Annotated in this window: 12 protein-coding genes; 4 read left to right on the top strand and 8 right to left on the bottom strand. The window is 61.7% G+C overall.

All coding sequences use genetic code 11. The features are described 5' to 3' along the window. Positions 1-38 precede the first annotated feature (38 nt). The 3 genes from HMPREF3162_RS00440 to rpoB all read right to left on the bottom strand — a co-directional run bounded on the left by HMPREF3162_RS00440 (position 39) and on the right by rpoB (position 8,987). Positions 39-1,040 carry a PDDEXK family nuclease gene (locus HMPREF3162_RS00440; RefSeq protein WP_070776534.1) on the bottom strand — a complete coding sequence of 334 codons (1,002 nt, stop codon included), beginning with the start codon at positions 1,038-1,040 and terminating at the stop codon, positions 39-41. A 526-nt stretch (positions 1,041-1,566) separates the two neighbouring features. Continuing rightward, positions 1,567-5,445, bottom strand: coding sequence for a DNA-directed RNA polymerase subunit beta' (locus tag HMPREF3162_RS00445; protein ID WP_070776535.1), 3,879 nt, complete (start codon positions 5,443-5,445; stop codon positions 1,567-1,569). A gap of 59 nt (positions 5,446-5,504) precedes the next feature. Further along, positions 5,505-8,987 carry a DNA-directed RNA polymerase subunit beta gene (rpoB, locus tag HMPREF3162_RS00450; RefSeq protein ID WP_070776536.1) on the bottom strand — a complete coding sequence of 1,161 codons (3,483 nt, stop codon included), beginning with the start codon at positions 8,985-8,987 and terminating at the stop codon, positions 5,505-5,507. A gap of 466 nt (positions 8,988-9,453) precedes the next feature. Here rpoB and HMPREF3162_RS00455 point away from each other — a divergent pair, with 466 nt between their 5' ends. The 4 genes from HMPREF3162_RS00455 to HMPREF3162_RS00470 all read left to right on the top strand — a co-directional run bounded on the left by HMPREF3162_RS00455 (position 9,454) and on the right by HMPREF3162_RS00470 (position 16,761). Further along, the gene (locus HMPREF3162_RS00455) at positions 9,454-12,930 is read left to right on the top strand and encodes a proline-rich domain-containing protein (protein WP_070776537.1); all 3,477 of its coding nucleotides are present in this window, start codon (positions 9,454-9,456) and stop codon (positions 12,928-12,930) included. Between the two features lie 24 nt (positions 12,931-12,954). Then, complete coding sequence (locus HMPREF3162_RS00460; protein WP_070776538.1) at positions 12,955-13,743, top strand: MBL fold metallo-hydrolase; 789 nt, start codon at positions 12,955-12,957, stop codon at positions 13,741-13,743. Positions 13,744-13,895: 152 nt separating this feature from the next. Further along, a complete protein-coding gene (locus HMPREF3162_RS00465; protein WP_070776539.1) occupies positions 13,896-15,128 on the top strand; it encodes an amidohydrolase in 1,233 nt (410 codons plus the stop codon). Positions 15,129-15,138: 10 nt separating this feature from the next. Further along, positions 15,139-16,761 carry an MFS transporter gene (locus HMPREF3162_RS00470; protein WP_070776540.1) on the top strand — a complete coding sequence of 541 codons (1,623 nt, stop codon included), beginning with the start codon at positions 15,139-15,141 and terminating at the stop codon, positions 16,759-16,761. Positions 16,762-16,907: 146 nt separating this feature from the next. Here HMPREF3162_RS00470 and rplL read toward each other — a convergent pair whose 3' ends face one another. The 5 genes from rplL to nusG form a co-directional block, all read right to left on the bottom strand. After that, positions 16,908-17,297, bottom strand: coding sequence for a 50S ribosomal protein L7/L12 (gene rplL, locus HMPREF3162_RS00475; RefSeq protein ID WP_070573410.1), 390 nt, complete (start codon positions 17,295-17,297; stop codon positions 16,908-16,910). 72 nt (positions 17,298-17,369) lie between these two features. Continuing rightward, a complete protein-coding gene (gene rplJ, locus HMPREF3162_RS00480) occupies positions 17,370-17,894 on the bottom strand; it encodes a 50S ribosomal protein L10 (protein WP_070573406.1) in 525 nt (174 codons plus the stop codon). A gap of 367 nt (positions 17,895-18,261) precedes the next feature. After that, positions 18,262-18,954: a 50S ribosomal protein L1 gene (rplA, locus tag HMPREF3162_RS00485; protein WP_070573405.1), complete on the bottom strand. Its 693-nt coding sequence runs from the start codon at positions 18,952-18,954 to the stop codon at positions 18,262-18,264. A gap of 63 nt (positions 18,955-19,017) precedes the next feature. Continuing rightward, a complete protein-coding gene (rplK, locus tag HMPREF3162_RS00490) occupies positions 19,018-19,455 on the bottom strand; it encodes a 50S ribosomal protein L11 (protein ID WP_019174620.1) in 438 nt (145 codons plus the stop codon). A gap of 204 nt (positions 19,456-19,659) precedes the next feature. Beyond that, positions 19,660-20,385, bottom strand: coding sequence for a transcription termination/antitermination protein NusG (gene nusG, locus HMPREF3162_RS00495; protein WP_070573403.1), 726 nt, complete (start codon positions 20,383-20,385; stop codon positions 19,660-19,662). Positions 20,386-20,437: the final 52 nt, after the last annotated feature.

Here is a 20,437-nt window from a genome sequence, read left to right on the forward strand (position 1 = left end):
CTGTGGGACGGCTCCCGAGGCGGAGGACCAAGGCGCGCTTAGCCGAGTGCACCCACTGCAGCTAGTCGTTCCCTCAGGCGGAGAGGGTTCTGCAGGTCGTGCCACATGATCCGCACCACCGTGTATCCGAGCACGTGCAGCCTGTGTTCACGTTGCTTCTCGAGCATGAATTGATCACCGCGCTCATTGATGCCGCCGACACCGGTGTCTCGGTACTTCACGGCCCCGTCGAACTCGATGATTATGCGCTTGTCAGGAATCAGGCCGTCAACGCGGGCAACGAAGTCACCGTTCTCATCGACAATGTTCGCCTGCTGGACCAGTCCTTTGACGCCAAGGTTGCGCACCGTGACCATGCAGACACTTTCACCGTACGATTCGGCCAGCCCCGTCGAATACTCCATGAGTGTGACCACCCGCTGCGAGGCAGCGAACTTCACGTTCGCGTCGATGAGCTCGCGGGCAGAGTGTTCGTAGGCCGGTGCCTTTTTCGGTTTCGAGAGCAGCAGAGCGTCGAACGCGACGACCGCGTGCTCAAGCGAATTGTCATTCGCGATATCCAGCACCGTGCGCACCGAACTGGTGACAGCAACGCTATGCCACAGGGTGGTCTCTTCAGGTTGGCGAATCTGCCTCTGGCGCCGAACAAACCTTTCACCTGCCCGGGACCGTGACGGGTTGATGATCTGCACCTTGCTTGGAACGGTCAGCACGGGAAGCCCGTAGATCAGGGCGGCAGTTTCGTGGCTGAGAACATCGCGTTCACTCAGCCGTCGGCCGATGAATTCAGCTTTGCCGAGGTGCTTCTTCTCCTGCAGCTGGAACCATGCGCGCCCCTTCCCTGTTGAGGTGGCCTCCCCTATCAGGTACAGAATCTCCGGTTCTGCGAAACGGTTGAACTGAGTGTGTTTGGCGCAGGTGCGATTGACGAAATAGCAGGACCGATACAGCCGTTCGAGGCAACAGCCGACGGCCCTTTCGACCTGCCACTTTTGAGCGCCGAAAGCCTTTGCCTCTTGAAGCGAGAACACGTTGAACATATGCAACTGTCGTCCGAGAACCTATCGCTCCACAACCCCCAGTCCATATCTGTGGATAACCCTGTGGATTTTCTGGGCGATTGTGGATGAAGTGGCTTTTCCCAAAGGGCGAGGACGCCCTCGGCGCGCTTTTCGGCGCCCAGTTCGGCGACCCGGCAAACCCCCGAAGCCGTAAAACACCCTTAGCAACAAGCAAACTCCCGTTAGCTACGGATCTGCGCCTTAGCAACAACTGCTGACGGGAGTTTCTGTTGCTAAGGCGTGGGCCGCAGTTGTGGGGTCTGCGAGGTTGAGATCCGGTGCCGAGGTGGAGGGCTCGGTCCCAGCCGGGCGGCACCTCGCAGCGCACCTACCCACAGAACACAAGCGGCCCGGAGGGAAAATCCCTCCGGGCCGCTGTGCGCCGGGCTTGGGCTTGGCGGTCTACCCGCTCAGCAGCTTGCCCACGGGGGAGAGACAAGCGCCTCTCCCCCGCTTAGTCGCGCTGGTGATTCAGCTGCGCAGCCGAATCACACGCTTAGGCGAATCAGATGTCGCCGAAGCCGCCGAAGTCGTAGTCCTCGAGCGGAATGGTCGAGCCTTCGCCGGCGAATGCCGGGTAGAAGTCGCCGTAGGTGTTCGAGAACATTTCCTGCTTGGCTTCGTCAGTCGGTTCGACAACCAGGTTGCGGTAGCGGTGCATACCGGTACCGGCCGGGATGAGCTTACCGAGGATGACGTTCTCCTTCAGGCCCAGCAGCGGGTCGGACTTGCCTTCCATTGCCGCTTCGGTCAGGACGCGCGTGGTCTCCTGGAACGATGCGGCCGACAGCCACGATTCGGTGGCCAGCGATGCCTTCGTAATGCCCATGAGTTCGTCACGTGCGGAAGCCGGCTGGCCGCCTTCAGCGACGACGCGCTTGTTTTCGTCCTGGTAGCGGCCGCGGTCAACCAGTTCACCCGGCAGCAGGTTGGTGTCACCGGATTCGATGACCGTCACGCGGCGAAGCATCTGACGCACGATGACTTCGATGTGCTTGTCGTGAATGCCGACACCCTGCGAACGGTAGACCTTCTGGACTTCGTCGACAAGGAACTTTTCGGCGTCGCGACGACCGCGGATGCGCAGCACCTGCTTGGGATCGATAGCACCTTCGACCAGCTGGGTTCCGGCTTCGATGTTCTGACCGTCTTCAACCAGAAGCTTTGCGCGGCGGCCGACTGCGTGCTCGATTTCGTCGGAGCCGTCCGCGGGGATCACGATGACGTAGCGCGTCTTGCGGCTGTCGTCGATCTTGACCTTGCCGGCGGCTTCCGAAATCGGCGCGTAGCCCTTGGGCGTCCGTGCTTCGAAGAGCTCGGTGACACGCGGCAGACCCTGCGTGATGTCACCGCCGCCTCCGGCAGCAACACCACCGGTGTGGAACGTGCGCATGGTCAGCTGCGTACCGGGTTCACCAATCGACTGTGCAGCCACGGTGCCGACTGCTTCGCCGATGTCGACAAGCTTGCCGGTTGCCATGGACCGGCCGTAGTGCTCAGCCGAGATCTGCGCGTCGGAGTCTGCGGTGAGGACCGACAGGACCTTGACTTCGCGGATACCGGCTGCGACCAGCTGGTCGAGCACATCGACCGAAATGTCGGTCTTGGCGGGCACCACGACGTTGCCGTCGGCGTCGGTGACGTCGACTGCCGTGAGGCGGCCCATAACCGAGGTTTCGGCCCATTCGTGCACGACAAGCTTGCCGTTGGCATCTTCCTGGGCGACGGGAAGCGTGATTCCGCGCTTCGAGTCGGTGGTTTCGGTGCGGATGATGACATCCTGCGAAACATCCACCAGACGACGCGTCAGGTAACCGGAGTCTGCGGTACGCAGAGCGGTGTCTGCCAGTCCCTTACGAGCACCGTGCGATGCGATGAAGTACTCGAGGACCGACAGGCCTTCGCGGTAGTTCGACTTAATCGGACGCGGGATGATTTCACCCTTGGGGTTCGTCACGAGACCGCGCATTGCGGCCAGCTGGCGAACCTGCGTCCAGTTACCGGAAGCACCGGATTCGACCAGGCGCAGAATCGAGTTCTCCGACGTGAAGTTCTTCTGCATTGCCTCGGCGATCTTGTCGGTGGTGTCCGACCAGATCTTGACCAGTTCGGTACGGCGCTCGTCGTCGGTGAGCGCACCGAAGGCGTACTGTTCTTCTACCTTGTCGACGAGTTCTTCGGCTTCGTTGAGCGACTGTTCCTTGGATTCCGGGGACACGATGTCGCTCATTGCGACGGTCAGACCTGAGCGGGTTGCCTGGTAGAAGCCGGTTTCCTTGAAGTTGTCGAGCGCCTGGGCGACTTCTACACGCGGGTAGTTGTCTGCAAGGCGGTTGACGATCTTCGACAGCTGCTTTTTGCCGATGGTCTCGTTGACGTACGGGTAGTTTTCCGGCAGCGACCGGTTGAACAGCGCACGGCCCAGCGTGGTCTCAAGAACGAGGGTGTCGCCAGCTTCCCATCCTTCCGGCAGTTCCATCTTTCGATGCGGAACGATGTTGCTCAGGCGGATCTTCACCTTTGCGCCGAGGTCGAGTTCGCCACGGTCGTAGGCCATGATGGCTTCGGCCACCGAACCGAACTCACGGCCGATGCCGGGAACGTCTTCGCGTTCGGAGGTCAGGTGGAAGATGCCGATGATCATGTCCTGCGTGGGCATGGTCACGGGCTTGCCGTCCGAGGGCTTGAGGATGTTGTTTGCCGACAGCATCAGCAGGCGTGCTTCGGCCTGTGCTTCAGCTGACAGCGGCAGGTGGACTGCCATCTGGTCACCGTCGAAGTCGGCGTTGAAGGCGGTGCAGACCAGCGGGTGAATCTGAATTGCCTTGCCTTCGACCAGCTGCGGTTCGAAGGCCTGAATGCCCAGACGGTGCAGGGTGGGTGCGCGGTTGAGAAGGACGGGGTGCTCCTGAATGACTTCTTCGAGCACGTCCCACACCTGCGGGTGCTGACGTTCGACCATGCGCTTGGCGGACTTGATGTTCTGCGCGTGGTTGAGGTCAACCAGGCGCTTCATCACGAACGGCTTGAACAGTTCCAGCGCCATGGTCTTGGGCAGACCGCATTCGTGCAGCTTCAGCGTGGGGCCGACAACAATGACCGAACGGCCGGAGTAGTCGACGCGCTTGCCCAGAAGGTTCTGACGGAAACGTCCCTGCTTGCCCTTGAGCATGTCGGACAGAGACTTAAGCGGACGGTTGCCCGGTCCGGTGACGGGGCGGCCGCGGCGACCGTTGTCGAACAGCGAGTCAACAGCTTCCTGGAGCATCCGCTTTTCGTTGTTGACGATGATTTCGGGTGCACCGAGGTCAAGCAGGCGCTTGAGGCGGTTGTTGCGGTTGATGACACGACGGTAGAGGTCGTTGAGGTCGCTGGTTGCGAAGCGGCCACCGTCGAGCTGCACCATGGGGCGCAGTTCCGGCGGGATGACCGGGATCGCGTCGAGCACCATGCCCTCGGGCTTGTTGTCCGTGGTCATGAATGCGTTGACGACCTTGAGGCGCTTGAGCGCGCGGGTCTTGCGCTGGCCCTTGCCGGTGCGAATGAGTTCGCGCAGCATTTCGGCTTCGGATTCGAGGTCGAAGTCCTTGAGGCGCTGCTGGATGGCAGCTGCACCCATGGAGCCTTCGAAGTAGATGCCGAAGCGGGCGACCATGTCGCGGTACAGGCTTTCGTCGCCTTCGAGGTCTGCGACCTTGAGGTTCTTGAAGCGGTCCCACACCTGTTCCAGGCGGTCGAGCTGGCGTTCGGAGTTGCGGCGGATGTTGCCGAGCTCCTTATTGGCCTGCTTTTCGACCTTGCTCTTAGCCGCAGCGGTTGCACCGTCGGCTTCGAGTTCCTTGAGGTCGTCTTCGAGCTTCTTGGTGCGGCGATCGAGGTCCGCGCTCATGCGGTCTTCGATCTGCTTCTTCTCAATGTCCACCTGGTTCTGCAGGGTGGGCATGTCCCGGTGGCGCGAGTCTTCATCGACCGACGTGATCATGTAGGCCGCGAAGTAGATGACCTTTTCGAGGTCCTTCGGCGCCAGGTCCAACAGGTAGCCCAGGCGGCTGGGCACACCCTTGAAGTACCAGATGTGGGTGACGGGCGCGGCGAGCTCAATGTGGCCCATGCGCTCACGGCGCACCTTGGCGCGGGTGACTTCCACACCGCAGCGCTCACAGATGATGCCCTTGAAGCGAACGCGCTTGTACTTACCGCAGGCGCATTCCCAGTCGCGCGTGGGACCGAAGATCCGCTCGCAGAACAGACCGTCCTTCTCTGGCTTAAGCGTGCGGTAGTTGATGGTTTCGGGCTTTTTGACTTCGCCGTGCGACCACTGGCGAACCTCATCAGCCGTGGCCAGGCCGATGCGCAGTTCATCAAAGAAATTAACGTCAGGCACGTAAATCCTCTTCCTTGGTGACCTTCAGAAGGTCAGTAAAAATTCGGGCTGGCTGGCTGTCAGACTTCGTCGACTGTCTGGGCTTCGTCGCGCGAGAGGTTGATGCCGAGCTCTTCAGCGGCCCGGTACATTTCGTCGTCTTCGCGCATTTCGACAGCGTGGCCGTCTGCCGACAGAACTTCGATGTCAAGGCACAGCGACTGCATTTCCTTGATGAGGACCTTGAACGACTCGGGGATGCCCGGGTCGGGCAGGTTCTCGCCCTTGACGATTGCCTCATACACCTTGACGCGGCCTGGAACGTCGTCTGACTTGGTGGTCAGGAGTTCCTGCAGCGTGTAGGCCGCACCGTAGGCTTCGAGGGCCCACACTTCCATTTCGCCGAAGCGCTGGCCGCCGAACTGCGCCTTACCGCCCAGCGGCTGCTGGGTGATCATCGAGTACGGACCGGTGGAGCGGGCGTGGATCTTGTCGTCGACCAGGTGGTGCAGCTTGAGCATGTACATGTAGCCCACCGAGATCGGGTACGGGAACGGTTCGCCGGAGCGTCCGTCGAACAGGCGAGCCTTGCCGGATCCGTCGATGAGCCGCTCACCGTCGCGGTTGAGGCGGGTGCTGTCGAGCAGGCCGCGCAGTTCGGGTTCGTGCGCTCCGTCGAACACCGGGGTTGCGACGTTGGTGCCGGGCTCGGCTTCGAGGTCGAAACCGGCTTCCTTGAGCTCCTGCGCCCATTCGGGGCTGCCCTCGATCTTCCAGCCCTGTTTGGCTGCCCACCCGAGGTGGGTTTCGAAGACCTGGCCGATGTTCATTCGGCGAGGCACACCGTGCGGGTTGAGGATGATGTCGACGGGGGTTCCGTCTTCCATGAACGGCATGTCCTCAACCGGCAGGATCGTCGAGATGACGCCCTTGTTGCCGTGGCGTCCGGCCATCTTGTCGCCGACGGTGATCTTGCGGCGCTGGGCCACATAGACGCGCACCAGCTGGTTCACACCGGGGGTGAGTTCGTCGTCTTCTTCGCGGTCGAAGACCTTGACGGCGATCACGGTTCCGGTTTCGCCGTGGGGCACCTTGAGCGAGGTGTCGCGGACTTCGCGGGACTTCTCACCGAAGATGGCGCGCAGCAGGCGCTCTTCGGGCGTGAGTTCGGTTTCGCCCTTCGGCGTGACCTTGCCGACCAGGATGTCGCCGTCGGTGACTTCGGCGCCGATGCGGATGATGCCGCGGTCGTCGAGGTCGGCCAGAGCTTCCTGCGCAATGTTCGGGATGTCGCGGGTGATCTCTTCGGCGCCGAGCTTGGTATCGCGGGCGTCGACTTCGTATTCCTCAATGTGGATTGAGGACAGCACGTCGTCCTGGACCATGCGCTGGGACAGGATGATGGCGTCTTCGAAGTTGTAGCCTTCCCACGACATGAACGCGACGAGGAGGTTCTTGCCGAGTGCCATTTCGCCGTTCTGGGTGGATGGGCCGTCAGCCAGCACCGCGCCGGCTTCGACACGGTCGCCCTCGGAGACGATGATCCTCTGGTTGTACGAGGTGCCGTGGTTGGAACGGCGGAACTTCTCTGCTCGGTAGATGGTCTGGGTGTCGTCGTCGTTCATGACGGTGACGTAGTCAGCCGAGACTTCGGTGACCACACCGGACTTGTCTGCCGTGATGACGTCGCCGGCGTCGATTGCCGAACGGTACTCCATGCCGGTGCCGACCAGCGGTGCTTCCGAACGGACCAGCGGAACTGCCTGGCGCTGCATGTTGGCACCCATGAGGGCGCGGTTGGCGTCGTCGTGTTCGAGGAAGGGAATGAGAGCCGTGCCGACCGACACCATCTGACGTGCGGAGACGTCCATGAAGTCGATTTCTTCCTTCGGCAGCAGTTCGGCTTCGCCTGAACCGCCCTTGGGGCGGGACAGGACGAATTCTTCCGCGAAGCGCTGGTCTTCGGTCAGCGGCGCGTTGGCCTGGGCGATGTTGTACGGGAGCTCATCGTCGGCCGTCAGGTAGCGCGTCTTGTCGGTGACAACACCGTTTTCGACAATGCGGTACGGAGTTTCGATGAAACCGAACGGGTTGATGCGCGCGTAGGAGGCCAGCGAGCCGATCAGACCGATGTTGGGGCCTTCCGGCGTTTCGATGGGGCACATGCGCCCGTAGTGCGACGGGTGGACGTCGCGGACTTCCATGCCCGCACGGTCGCGGGACAGACCGCCGGGGCCCAGCGCCGACAGGCGGCGCTTGTGGGTAAGTCCGGCCAGCGGGTTGTTCTGGTCCATGAACTGCGACAGCTGCGAGGTTCCGAAGAACTCTTTGATGGCTGCCACGACGGGTCGGATGTTGATCAGCGTCTGCGGGGTGATCGCTTCGACGTCCTGGGTGGTCATGCGTTCGCGGACCACGCGCTCCATGCGCGACAGACCGGTGCGAACCTGGCCTTCGATCAGTTCTCCGACCGCGCGGATGCGGCGGTTGCCGAAGTGGTCGATGTCGTCCAGCGCCACCGGGATGTCGGCGCTTTCACCGTCACGAACGCCCTTGAGCGTTTCGTGACCGGCGTGCAGCGCGACGATGTAGTGGATGGCCGCCGCGATGTCTTCGGTGGTGAGCACGCCCTGCGTGACGTCTTCATCGAGTCCGAGCTTGCGGTTGACCTTGTAGCGGCCGACCTTGGCAAGGTCGTAGCGCTTGGGGTTGAAGTAGAGGTTCTGCAGAAGGTTCTCTGCGGCCTCGACGGTCGCCGGTTCGGACGGGCGCAGCTTGCGGTAGATGTCGATGAGCGCTTCTTCGCGCGTTTCGACGGTGTCCTTGGCCAGGGTTTCGCGGATCGATTCGAATTCGCCGTAGCGTTCGAGGATTTCCGACGAGGTCCAGCCGAGTGCCTTGAGCAGAACTGTGACCGACTGCTTGCGTTTGCGGTCGAGGCGGACGCCGACCTGGTCGCGCTTGTCGACTTCGAATTCGATCCAGGCACCGCGCGACGGGATGATCTTCGCGGTGAAGATGTCCTTGTCGGAGGTCTTGTCCGGAGCGGACTCGAAGTAGGCGCCGGGCGAGCGCACGAGCTGCGAAACGACAACGCGCTCGGTTCCGTTGATGATGAAGGTGCCCTTGGGGGTCATGAGCGGGAAGTCGCCCATGAACACCGTCTGGCTCTTGATCTCCATGGTGGAGGTGTTCATGAATTCGGCGGTGACGAACAGCGGCGCCGAATAGGTGATGTCGCGCTCCTTGCACTCGTCGATTGAGTACTTGGGCGGTTCAAAGCGGTGGTCGCGGAACGACAGCGACATGGAGCCCGAGAAGTCTTCGATGGGAGAGATCTCTTCGAAGATGTCTTCGAGTCCCGAGGTTTCCGGAACGGAGGTGTCGCCGTTCTCGATTGCTTCCGCAACTCGCTCCTGCCAGGCTTCCGAGCCGATCAGCCAGTCGAAGCTGTCGGTCTGCAGTCCCAGGAGGTTGGGAACTTCGAGAGGTTCGTGGATCTTCGCGAAGGAAATGCGCTGAGGCGGGTTAGCGGTCCTGATGTTTTCGTTGGCGGCGGCCAATGGGTTCCTTCCACGTTGTGGTCATCACTCGTGCACTGCAGCGTTGGACACCCGCGGGCCGATCAGGCCGCTGTAGCGACACTCGATCCGCTGACATTAGAACGGATTCGGCCGAGGTGTGCTAGTTTGATGCCCACCGCTATATGAAGGCACAGCAAACCCACTGCAACACAAACATTCAGGATAGCCGATTGGTCCTGCCGCAGCAAGGCCCCGTGTGGTAGGGTTTTGCCTCTCCACTCATTTTGCGCTCTGCACGGTCCGACGAATGTCGCGACGGGCAGGGCGCTTCTGCATGTGCCCTGTGCGCCCACCCATTCGGGCCTGCCAGGTGCCGCACTCCCCCACTTCTCGCCAGCACCTGTGACCTATAGTCACTGTCCAACATATTGGATTGCGGCGTAATTCCGGTAGTCAACTGTGAGGGGCTTCACGTTAATCTGGGCCTATCTATTGGGAGGCCCAGATGTTCAACCTGCCGCTTATGCTCGCGACACTCGGCTCGGTTCCGCTGCTGTTCTTGGCGACACTCGCCGCGCTCATCTACAGCCTCATTGGGCTTGCCCTGCCCCACGCGGACGCCCAACAGACCGTCCGCTCCCCACAGACCCCGCCCGGGACCACGCCTGCCCGCCAGCCCGTCGGACCCAATGTGGCGCCCTTCCCGCCCGCCGAACCTCGTCAGCTGCGGACCGTGGCCGCTCACCACGGTCCTGGGCGTGGGCCGTATCCCCCGCGCCCGACTGCCCCTGACCCTGCTCCAGCCGGAATGAACAGCGACACCTCCGTCTACGCGAACATCCTGCTGGGTGTTGCGGCCACCTTCCTTGTGATCGCGGCATTCATCTTCGTAGGCATCGCCGAACACGCGCTCCTGCGCGGGGCAGCCGTCATCAGCACCGGGATCATCACCTACGGCGCCGGTCTGCTCATTTCGCTGCTGTCCTCCCGCCTCAAGCCGGTCGGCATTGCCCTGACGGCGGTCGGCCTCGTCCTCCTTCCGGTTTCGGGAGCCGCCCTCGGGGGTCTTGGCATCACCGGTGCGAAGACTGCGTGGCTTGCCGCCTCGGCGTTCGGGCTGGTCAGCTGTGCCCTTGCGGCTGCCCTGCTGCGCTCAGAGTTCGTCACGTGGTTCGGCCTGCTTTTCCTCGGCTCGACGGTGCTGTCCGCCATCAACTTCGGCGGGCCGTCCTTTGCCTACTACGGGGTCGGCTTGGTGATCGTGTCGATGCTGTTCATAGTGGTCGGCCGCGTGCTCGAAGGCCCGGCGGCCGCTGCCCGGCCCTATCACTCACGAGGCGCCGCCGGGTTTCGCTCTTTTCTCTCCGCAGCCCGGGGCCAGCAGGTTCACTGGGCGCGGCCCTTCTCCCTGCTGGGGCAGATCATCGCTCCGGCGTCGGGTGTCTGCGCGCTCATCACCCTGCCTGACGATTCACCGTGGGCGAAGGGCGTTTTCTGGCTGGTTCTCACGGTGTTCTACATCGTGTTGGGCACGTGCCGCAGCTGGACCTACGCCCTGGGCGCGGCGGTGCTTGCCAGCACAATCGGCATCACAACTCTGACGGGCTCCATATGCCGGACCACAGCCAGCCCCGAACCGACAGCTGGCGGCTTTGTGCCCACGTGCTCAGTGACTGTCTCAACCGCTGGGATCGCTGCCGGATTCATCCAAATCCTCATCCTGACAGCTGTTCTGCCGTTGTTCGCCCGCCGGGGCAGACAGCTGACGCTGCTCATTGCGCTGTACATTTCCACCGCGATTCTCACGGTGTCGATACTGGCTTTGCGTGTGACGTCGCGCCTCGGAGCAGTTTCCTCGTCCACACAGCAGAGCGAAGCGTCATTCAACGCGATGGCCCCGTCGCTGCTTGCCGCTGGAGTCATCCTGTTTCTGGCCGGGCTCGTGTGTGCATGGTCTGCCTGGCAATCGGACTCTGTTTTCCTCCAGGCGGCATCGGCACTGTCGCTGGCATCGGCGCCAATCCTGGCCGCCGGCTTGTCAGATCTCACACCGCCGTGGACCTCAAGCGCGGTGCTGCTTGTTATGAGCACTGTCATGGTCGTCGGACACGGCGCACTGTCTTTTGCTTCGCGGACCGAAGCGGGCAGGCAGCGCCGACAGCTGCGATCGACATCCACGGTCTGCACGACAGTCATCAGCATTGCCGGCGGCCTGCCGTTTACGTTTCTCGTGTGGGCAGACAATTCCACGCTGTGGTTGTGGATCTTCTTTGCAGCTTCCGCGGCAGCTGCCGCAATCTTTGCCGGGGCTGCTTTCCTCTTCCGCTCTGCTGTCATGTCCCTTGCAGCACTGTGCGCCGCCTTCGGCGCTTCCGCAGCACTGGGCTTCATCATCAGCCGCTCTGCAGGAGTGAACTACAGCGCGGCTGTCTTCATCCCACTGGCCGGGATCGGATCAGCTGTCCTTTGGGCAGTGTCGCACCGTTTGCGGCTGAAGGGGCGAGCTCGGCGGGCACAAGCGGCATACGCCATGTCAATCGTATGGGCGACTGCTGCTGCCTCCGGAGTCTTCCGGCACACGTTCTTCGGCACTGACGGTCGAGTTCTCAGCGCTTCCATCGTCATGATCACCGCAGGTGTCGCGGCGTTGGCTGCAGCGGCGGGAACTCAGGGGGCGGTCTCCGATCTTCGCCGAAAGCACCCCGCCGAACCTGGGAGACTCCGCCTGTTCGCAGTTCCGGTCTTGATCTTCACCTGCGGGCTCTGGGCTGTTCAGACAACGCGGTTTCTCGGTGTTCCAACTGCAGTGATTGCGACAGCGTTCGCCCTGACCGCGGTCGCAATCGCCTGGATGAGCGTGAGCCTGTCGATTCAATGGCTCCAGCTGGCAGCGGGGCTCACACTCTTCATGGGCCTCTTCTCAGTATTCGGCGAACTGACCAAGAGCTTCTCTCTGGGAATGCTGCTCGCATCTTGGGGTGTGTGGGCGGTGTCCTACGCCGGCCACTGGGTTCTCATTCTTTTCAACCGCAAGATTCTCGCTACTCTCATCACGGCCGGTCTGGCACTGCTCATGGCCCTGTTCGCGCAGATGTTCGTGACGGTCGACCGCGGATGGCTCGAAAACCCCAAGCGTGCAGCTGCGGGACTGACATTCGCGATTTTGGCGCTCATGGTGTTCGGCGCCGCGCGATTCCTCAGGAATCCAAGCCACAGACTCGGGTGCCGGGAAGGTGCTTCGTATCTCGGAGCTGTCGCAGTCATGCTGGCAATCGACGGCTTCATCGACAGCCCCTTCGTCGTCCTGTGGCACGTACCCACAGCAGTTGCAGTCACATGGGGCCTCGTGCTGGCCCGCCGAGCCCGAAACACTCCTTGGTCACCCCCATCGGCAAGCCAATCGTTCACGGTGTTCGACGTGCTGATTCTGGTTGCCTGGATGATCCTGACGGCGGCCGGGATAGTGGCCGCAGCAACTGGGCCCGGCTGGCTGACGGTGCTGTTCTTGGCAGACCACGCGGTTCTGCTCGCCATCGGCGCACTGACGTCACGCCAATATGCACTGTGGTGGGGACTCATTGCGTGCGCTTTCGCTGTTTTCTGGGGGCTGCGCAGTCTCATCTGGTTGGCTCTCGTGCTTTTGGCGCTCATGCTCATCGGCGTTGTCGTGTGGATGCTGCTTCGACCAAAGAAACCCAAACCCCCGCAGGGCGTGCCAGGCGGTGCGGCCCGCCCACACCCCAGCGGCCCAGCAGGCCCTCGGCATGCGCCACACCCGCTCCAGCCACAGAGCCAGCAGATTTCGCCCTACCCACCAGCACCTCGCCGACAGCAGCATGGACCGCCGGGACTCCCGAAACCACCCGGACCGTTCCCACCCGGACCGGCACCTCGGCCCTCACAGCCCGGAATGTCCGACACCGCTCCCCCGCCCGGACCCGGTTTCAGCCGCGATCCCCGCGCTGACCATCCCGGCCAGTAGACTTCAAGAACCACAGGAGGGCCTTTGACAGACAGCTCAGCGCAGCAGACCGGCATCTATGTCATTACAACTGACCCAGCCGCGGTCAACAGCTACCTCGTCGTCGGCACAGACAAGGCGCTGCTGGTGGACACCGGCTCGGGGCCCAGGCAAGCACAGCGCATCCTCACCGCCGTGCGTGGAATCACCGGCCTGCCGATTGCCGTAGTCAACACGCACGACCACTGGGACCACTTCTTCGGAAATGCCCACCTGCGCAGCGAGGGAATTGAAGACTTCTTCGCTTCAGAGCGCTTCGCTCAAGACCAGGCTGCAAGTGCATGGCTTCAGCTGGCGGAAGTTCCCGCGGCCGACGAACCCGAGCTCCCAGCCGATCCGACCGAACTCGTCGTCAAAACCACGCGAATCATAGGCCGTGGCGACACCATTGACCTCGGCGGCGCCGAGGTGACAGTGCACGAATACTGCGGACACACGGAAAGCGACCTCGTTCTGCAGGTGGCAGATGCGCTCATCGTCGGAGACCTCATCGAAGAGGGTGCTCCGCCCCAGTTCGGTGACGACGCACTGCCCAGCGCATGGGCGCAGTCGCTGCGCGAGATCCTCACCATCGATGGGCTCAGCGTCTTCTGCCCCGGCCACGGCCAACCCGTCGACAGGGCATTCGTCCAAGCTCAGGCAAACGACATCGCGGCAGTCGCCGCACAGCTGGCAGACCCAGAAGGGGGTGATGCCGAAGTGAGCACCCGCCAGGCACAGCCGTTCACGTACCTTCCCACCACGGGGATCGGCGAAGCTAAGCGAATCAGGTGAGCGGCACCTCGTGAAGCACAAGCGCTGAGTGCGCCTCAGCCCGGGCACCCCAACGATCGCCCTCAGATTCGGAACCTGAACGCCTGCTTCTGCGAAAGTAAATTCCTGAGAATTCCCTGGCAGTAGCCTTAACGCCCGCCTATAATTGAAGTATGTCCACCACAACTGACAGCGTCAGAAAGATTTTGGGTGGCCTCGCGTCTACCCGATCTGAACGCGAAGAACTGTACAAATACTTCCACCAACACCCTGAGCTCTCCATGCAGGAGCACGGCACCGCAGACCGGATCGTGCAAGAGCTCGAAGCCTCAGAAATCTCCACGCACCGCATCGGAGACACCGGTGTGCTTGCCATCATTGAAAACGGCGACGGGCCCGTCGTGGCTATGCGCGCAGACATAGACGCGCTGCCGGTCAAGGAAGTCTCGGGCAAAGACTACGCCTCCACAGCAACGCAGGTTGACCAAAAGACCGGCGCGGAAGTCCCCGTCGCCCACGCTTGCGGCCACGACTTCCACATCATGTCGCTGCTGACGGCACTGCAGGCCTTCAACGACAACAAGAACCAGTGGTCCGGCACATTCATCGGCGTCTTCCAACCCGCTGAAGAAACCGCCGAAGGCGCACGCGCAATGCTTGCAGCAGACCTGAAGAAGGCAATGCCCCAGCCCGATGTCTATCTCGGCCAGCACGTGCTGGCAAGCCTTCCCTGCGGTTTCGTGGGCACTCGCCGCGGCCCGGTGCTTTCTTCTGCTTTCTCAGTCAAAGTCACCGTGCACGGCAAAGGCTCCCACGGCTCCATGCCGGAACTGGGCGTCGATCCCGTTGTCTTGGCATCCACCATCGTGATGCGCCTTCAGACCATCGTCTCGCGTGAAGTCGCCGCCAAGGAAACCGCAGTGGTGACCGTCGGAGCCATCCACGCGGGCACTAAGTCCAACATCATCACCGATTCCGCCGAACTGCTCATCAACACCCGCGCCTACAGCAGCGATGTCAGCGCACACCTGAAAGAGGCTATCGAGCGCAATGTGCGAGCAGAGTGCACTGCTGCCCGCAGCCCCCAAGAACCCGAATTCACGTACTACGACCGCTACCCCCTCACCGACAACGACGGGGATGCCACAGACACCGCCCGCAAGGCATTCGACGCGTACTTCGGCGAAGAAGCCTGCGACCTGGACCCGGTGCCAGCGTCAGAGGACTTCTCAATCATTCCGGACGAACTCGGCGTGCCCTACAGCTACTGGGGCCTCGGCGGCTTTGCGGATATGAGCAGAGCAGTCGGCAACCACAATCCGGCTTTCGCCCCCGACCTCCAACCCACCCTCGACCGCGGCGCAGAAGCAGTCGTTGTTGCCGCTTCCGCCTGGTTGACCAAATAAGGATCAAGCCATGACCACTACAAGACAATCGGTCGAAATGGCTAAAGAATTCAAAGGCAATGACTCCGCCCTCTTGGGCATCGTACTTGCCGTCATCACCTTCTGGCTCTTCGCACAGACCACACTGAACATCGGCCCGGCGATGGGCCAGGACATCAACACGCCCGCGACGGTCATGAACATCGCCATCTCCCTGTCCGCCCTGTTCTCCGGGATGTTCATCGTGGTCGCCGGCGGTTTTGCCGACCGCATCGGCCGCGTGCGGATGACCACAATCGGCAACATCCTGGGAATCATCGGCTCCCTTCTGGTCGGTTTGGCCATCACCGGCGGCGTCGGCAACGTCATGCTGATCATCGGCCGCATCCTGCAGGGCCTTTCCGCAGCCTGCATCATGCCCGCCACGATGGCACTTCTCAAGACCTACTGGCAGGGAGCCGCACGACAGCGAGCCGTATCCATGTGGTCCATCGGCTCGTGGGGCGGCTCTGGTCTGGCCGCTATCTTCGGCGGCTTCATGGCCTCCACGGCACTCGGATGGCGTTCGATCTTCATCATCTGCGCGCTGATCTCCGTAGTTTCCATTCTGCTCATGCGTCAGATTCCCGAGGATGCTCCGGCAAAGGACGCAGGCGCAAAGACGGACGTGCCCGGCATCTTCACCCTGGCGACCTTCGTACTGACTCTCCTGCTGGTCGTCACGCAGGGTTCCACCATCGGCTGGACCAACTGGATCACATGGACGCTCCTGGCTGTTTCCATCATCGCATTGACCCTGTTCGTTCGGGTGGAAAACAAGAGTGAAGCGCCCCTGGTGGACTTCTCCCTGTTCAAGAACCCGGTGTTCACAGGGGCGACCATCTCCAACCTCATGATCAATGCAACCGCCGGTCTTATCCCGGTCACCCTCTGGGTGCTACAGGACGCAGCCGGAATGGACGCGGCTACAGCCGGGTACTACACACTGGGCTACGCGATCTTCATCATCGCCTTCATTCGCGTCGGCGAGAAGCTGCTGCAGAAGTTCGGTGCTAAAAAGCCGATGATGTGGGGCGCGATGATCGTCATCGCCGCAATCATTCTGCTCATGGGCACCAACGTGATGACGCAGACCTACCTCGTCCTGGCGATTATCGCCTTCAGCCTGTTCGGACTGGGTCTGGCCTTCTACGCCACCCCTTCCACCGACGCAGCACTGAGTGCCCTGCCAGATGACAAGGCCGGCGCAGGCTCTGGTGTGTACAAGGTGGCTTCGTCTCTTGGCGCCGCCTTCGGCGCCGCTATCCCGACGACCATCTACACCGTCCTGTCCACCTCGGATTCCACGCTGCTGGGCAGCGCCATTGAATTCACGGGCCGTCAGGACAACACGGCAGTCCGCGAAGCCGCCATGCTCGGCCTGGGCGCCACACTCGCCATGGCCCTGATCGCGCTGTCCTCCATCATCCTCTTCGTGCCGGGTGATGCGGGCAGCAAGACATCCGACAGTGCGCCAACCAAGGCCTCGCAACTGCTCGCAGCAGCCAAGGAAGACCTCGCCGCTGCCGAAGAAGAGGCCGCCAAGGCTCAGGAAGAAGCCCGCTTGGCCCGTCAGCGCTACGAGGAAGCCCAAGAAGCAGTGGCGAAAGAATAGCCGCACCTACAGCACTCGCCGCCAGGCAGTCTGACCGTGGTTTCAGAAATCAGGTGAGCGGCGTCTCGTAAGAAGAAGCCTGAATACAGGGAAACCCCCGGGAAACATCCCGGGGGTTTCGCTGTAGAACAGTCAGTGACCGATGATCACTTGAGCGAGACGGTGGCGCCTGCAGCTTCGAGCTGTTCCTTAGCCTTTTCAGCGTCTTCCTTCGAAGCGCCTTCGAGGATCGGCTTGGGAGCCGAGTCAACGAGGTCCTTGGCTTCCTTCAGGCCCAGCGAAGTCAGAGCACGGACTTCCTTAATAACCGGAACCTTCTTGTCGCCAGCGGATTCGAGGACAACGTCGAATTCGCTCTGTTCTTCGGCAGCGCCGCCGGCGTCGCCGCCGCCAGCAGCCGGAGCGGCAACAGCAGCGACCGGAGCAGCTGCTTCAACTTCGAATTCTTCTTCGAACTTCTTGACGAAATCGTTGAGTTCGATGAGGGTCAGTTCCTTGAAAGCTTCAATGAGCTCTTCGGGGGTGAGCTTAGCCATGGTGGCAAAGTCCTTCCATTAATGGGTCTACAGCTGTTCAGCTATAGGAAAACCGGTTTGTGGTTATGAAGCTCAGGCGGCTTCCGATTCCTGCTTGGCGCGCAGAGCGTCCACGGTGCGAACCGCCTTGACGGCAGGTGCAGTGAACGTGTAGGCGGCCTTGTAGAGGCTGCCCTTCATAGCGCCGGCTGCCTTGGCAAGCAGCACCTCGCGAGATTCGAGTTCCGCCAGCTTCGAAACATCCTCAGCTGTAAGAGCAGCACCGTCGAAGTAACCGCCCTTGATGACCAGCTTGGGATTCGCCTTGGCAAAGTCCCGCAGGGCCTTCGCAGCGTCAACAGGTTCGCCTTCGATGAACGCGATGGCGGTCGGGCCGTTAAGCAGACCTTCAAACGCGTCGATTCCAGCTTCCTTAGCCGCGATGGCCGTCAGCGTGTTCTTTACCACGGCGTAGGTGGTGTTCTCGCCCAGCGAACGACGCAGCTGCTGCATTTCGCCCACTGTGAGACCACGGTACTCGGTCAGCACTGCAGCGGAGGAGTTGTCAAAACGGTTTTTGATCTCCTTTACCGCGGCTGCCTTGTCAAGCCTCGCCATGGTATTCCTTTCAATACATCTGTTGGTTTGCCCAAAACAAAAAGCGCTCCGCAGGCAGGTGCGGAACGCTTGGCGTTCGGCTGAGGGCACACAATGTGCGCTTTCAGCTTTGTTCTCACCTGCGCGGGTCACTCTCGCTGAGAGTCTTCGTCGGACACTGCTGCTCGCGCAGCGGTTTCCGAGACCGACGGTCTTGGGCAGATTCAATTGTAGGGCAGTTCTGCAGGGAAGCGCAAATCATGCCCCTACGAGGCGGAGCTCGCCTCCCCGTTGGAAAGACGAGCTCCGCTCGTGGTCGCCCGGGCACTGTACTCAGCGCCCGGGCCTGATGCTCAGCTGCGGTTTCCCGGCCGGTGAGGCCGCAGAATCAGCGCAGGGACGCAACGTCCAGCGGAATCGCCGGACCGTTGGTCGTGGTGATCGTTGCCTTGCTGACGTAGCGACCCTTGGACGAGGACGGCTTGAGGCGTGCGATCTCTTCGACAGCGGCGGCGAAGTTTTCGCGCAGCTGGTCTTCGGAGAACGAAGCCTTGCCGATGATGAAGTGCAGGTTCGCGTGCTTGTCAACACGGAACTCGATCTTGCCGCCCTTGATGTCCTGGACAGCCTTCGCGACGTCCATGGTGACGGTGCCGGTCTTGGGGTTCGGCATGAGTCCGCGGGGACCCAGAACCTTACCCAGACGGCCGACCTTGCCCATCATGTCCGGGGTTGCAACAGCAGCGTCGAAGTCAGTGAAGCCTCCGGCCACCTTTTCCAGCAGGTCATCGGAGCCGACGTAGTCAGCACCTGCTTCACGGGCAGCTTCAGCACGGTCTCCGGCTGCGAACACCAGGACCGTAGCGGTCTTACCGGTGCCGTGCGGGAGGTTCACGGTGCCGCGCACCATCTGGTCGGCCTTGCGGGGGTCGACGCCCAGACGGAATGCAACTTCGACGGTCGAGTCGAACTTCGAAACGGCGGTTTCCTTGGCCAGGGCTACTGCCTGGTCCGGGGTGTAGTGAGTGTCAGCCGCGATTTTTTCGGCTGCGGCCCTGTAGGCCTTTGAGCGCTTTGCCATCTGCTATCTCCTTGCAGTTGTGGTGCGGGCCGCGCCGGCCCTACCACGTTTGGGTGTGCCTGATCAGGCCTTGATGTCGGTGGTGATGCCCATGGAACGAGCGGTGCCGGCCACGATCTTGGAGGCGGCGTCGATGTCGTTCGCGTTGAGGTCAGGCATCTTGGTTTCGGCGATTTCGCGCACCTGGTCAGCGGTCAGGTGACCGACCTTGACGGTGTGCGGGGTTGCCGAACCCGACTTCAGTCCAGCTGCCTTCTTGATCAGCTGAGCAGCCGGCGGGGTCTTGGTGATGAAGTCGAACGAGCGGTCTTCGTAGACAGTGATTTCAACCGGAACGATGTTGCCGCGCATGGATTCTGTGGCCGCGTTGTAGGCCTTGCAGAATTCCATGATGTTCACGCCGTGCTGACCAAGGGCAGGACCGACCGGGGGTGCCGGGTTAGCAGCGCCCGCCTGGATCTGCAGCTTGATCAGACCGACAGCCTTTTTCTTGGGTGCCATGTTGGTCCTTAATCTGGTAGGTGTTCCCACGGTCAGAAGGGCCGTGGGCTTTGGACGCGGTTGTCCGCTCCGATGAGGGCGGACGGAGTCCAAACCACAACATTATTCCACGGTCGCACACTTTTGTTAAATGCGGACTCCAGGGAACACAGAAGCGGGTGCCCGGCGAACAGCCCGGCACCCGCTTTGAGCGTAAGCGCAGTATCAGATTTTGGAAACCTGGTTGAATCCGAGTTCCACGGGGACATCACGTTCGAAGATCGACAGAAGCACTGTGAGCTTCTGCTGCTCGGGACGAATTTCCTGAATGGTGGCAGGCTGGCCTTCAAAAGAGCCCTCCTTGACCATGACGGATTCTCCGATTTCGAATTCGGTTTCGATGGGCACGCCATCCGCGGCGGCCTGTTCGCCTGCGATCTTCGCAGCTTCGGCCTGCTGTTCTTCGAAAACCGGCGCGAGCATGCCCGCAACTTCGTCAATGCTCAGCGGGATGGGGTCGTAGGCGTTGCCGACAAAACCCGTGACACCCGGGGTGTGGCGGACGACGCCCCACGATTCATCGGTGAGCTCCATGCGCACCAGCACGTAGCCGGGCACGCGGACGCGGCGCACGGTCTTGCGCTGGCCGTTCTTGATTTCGACGACTTCTTCCATCGGCACCTGGATTTCGAAGATTTCATCTTCGGCGTTGAGCGATACCGCACGGTTTTCCAGGTTGACCTTGACGCGGTTTTCGTAGCCCGCGTAGGAGTGGATGACGTACCAGTCGCCGTCCTTCATGCGAAGGTCCGACTTGAATTCTTCGAACGGGTCGACTTCCGGTGCAGACTGCTGGTCTGCAGCGTCCGCGCCGTCGGCAATTTCGCCCGTTGTGGGGTCGAAGTTCTCTGCCTGTTCGGCTTCGACGTTTTCCGGAGTGTTCTCAGACACCGATTCTCCTTTGTTTTCGCAGTCGGCGGCGCGGGTCAGGTTCAGTGGGCCT

The organism is Brevibacterium sp. HMSC07C04, assembly GCF_001815905.1.
In the GTDB taxonomy this organism is placed as follows: Bacteria; Actinomycetota; Actinomycetes; order Actinomycetales; family Brevibacteriaceae; genus Brevibacterium.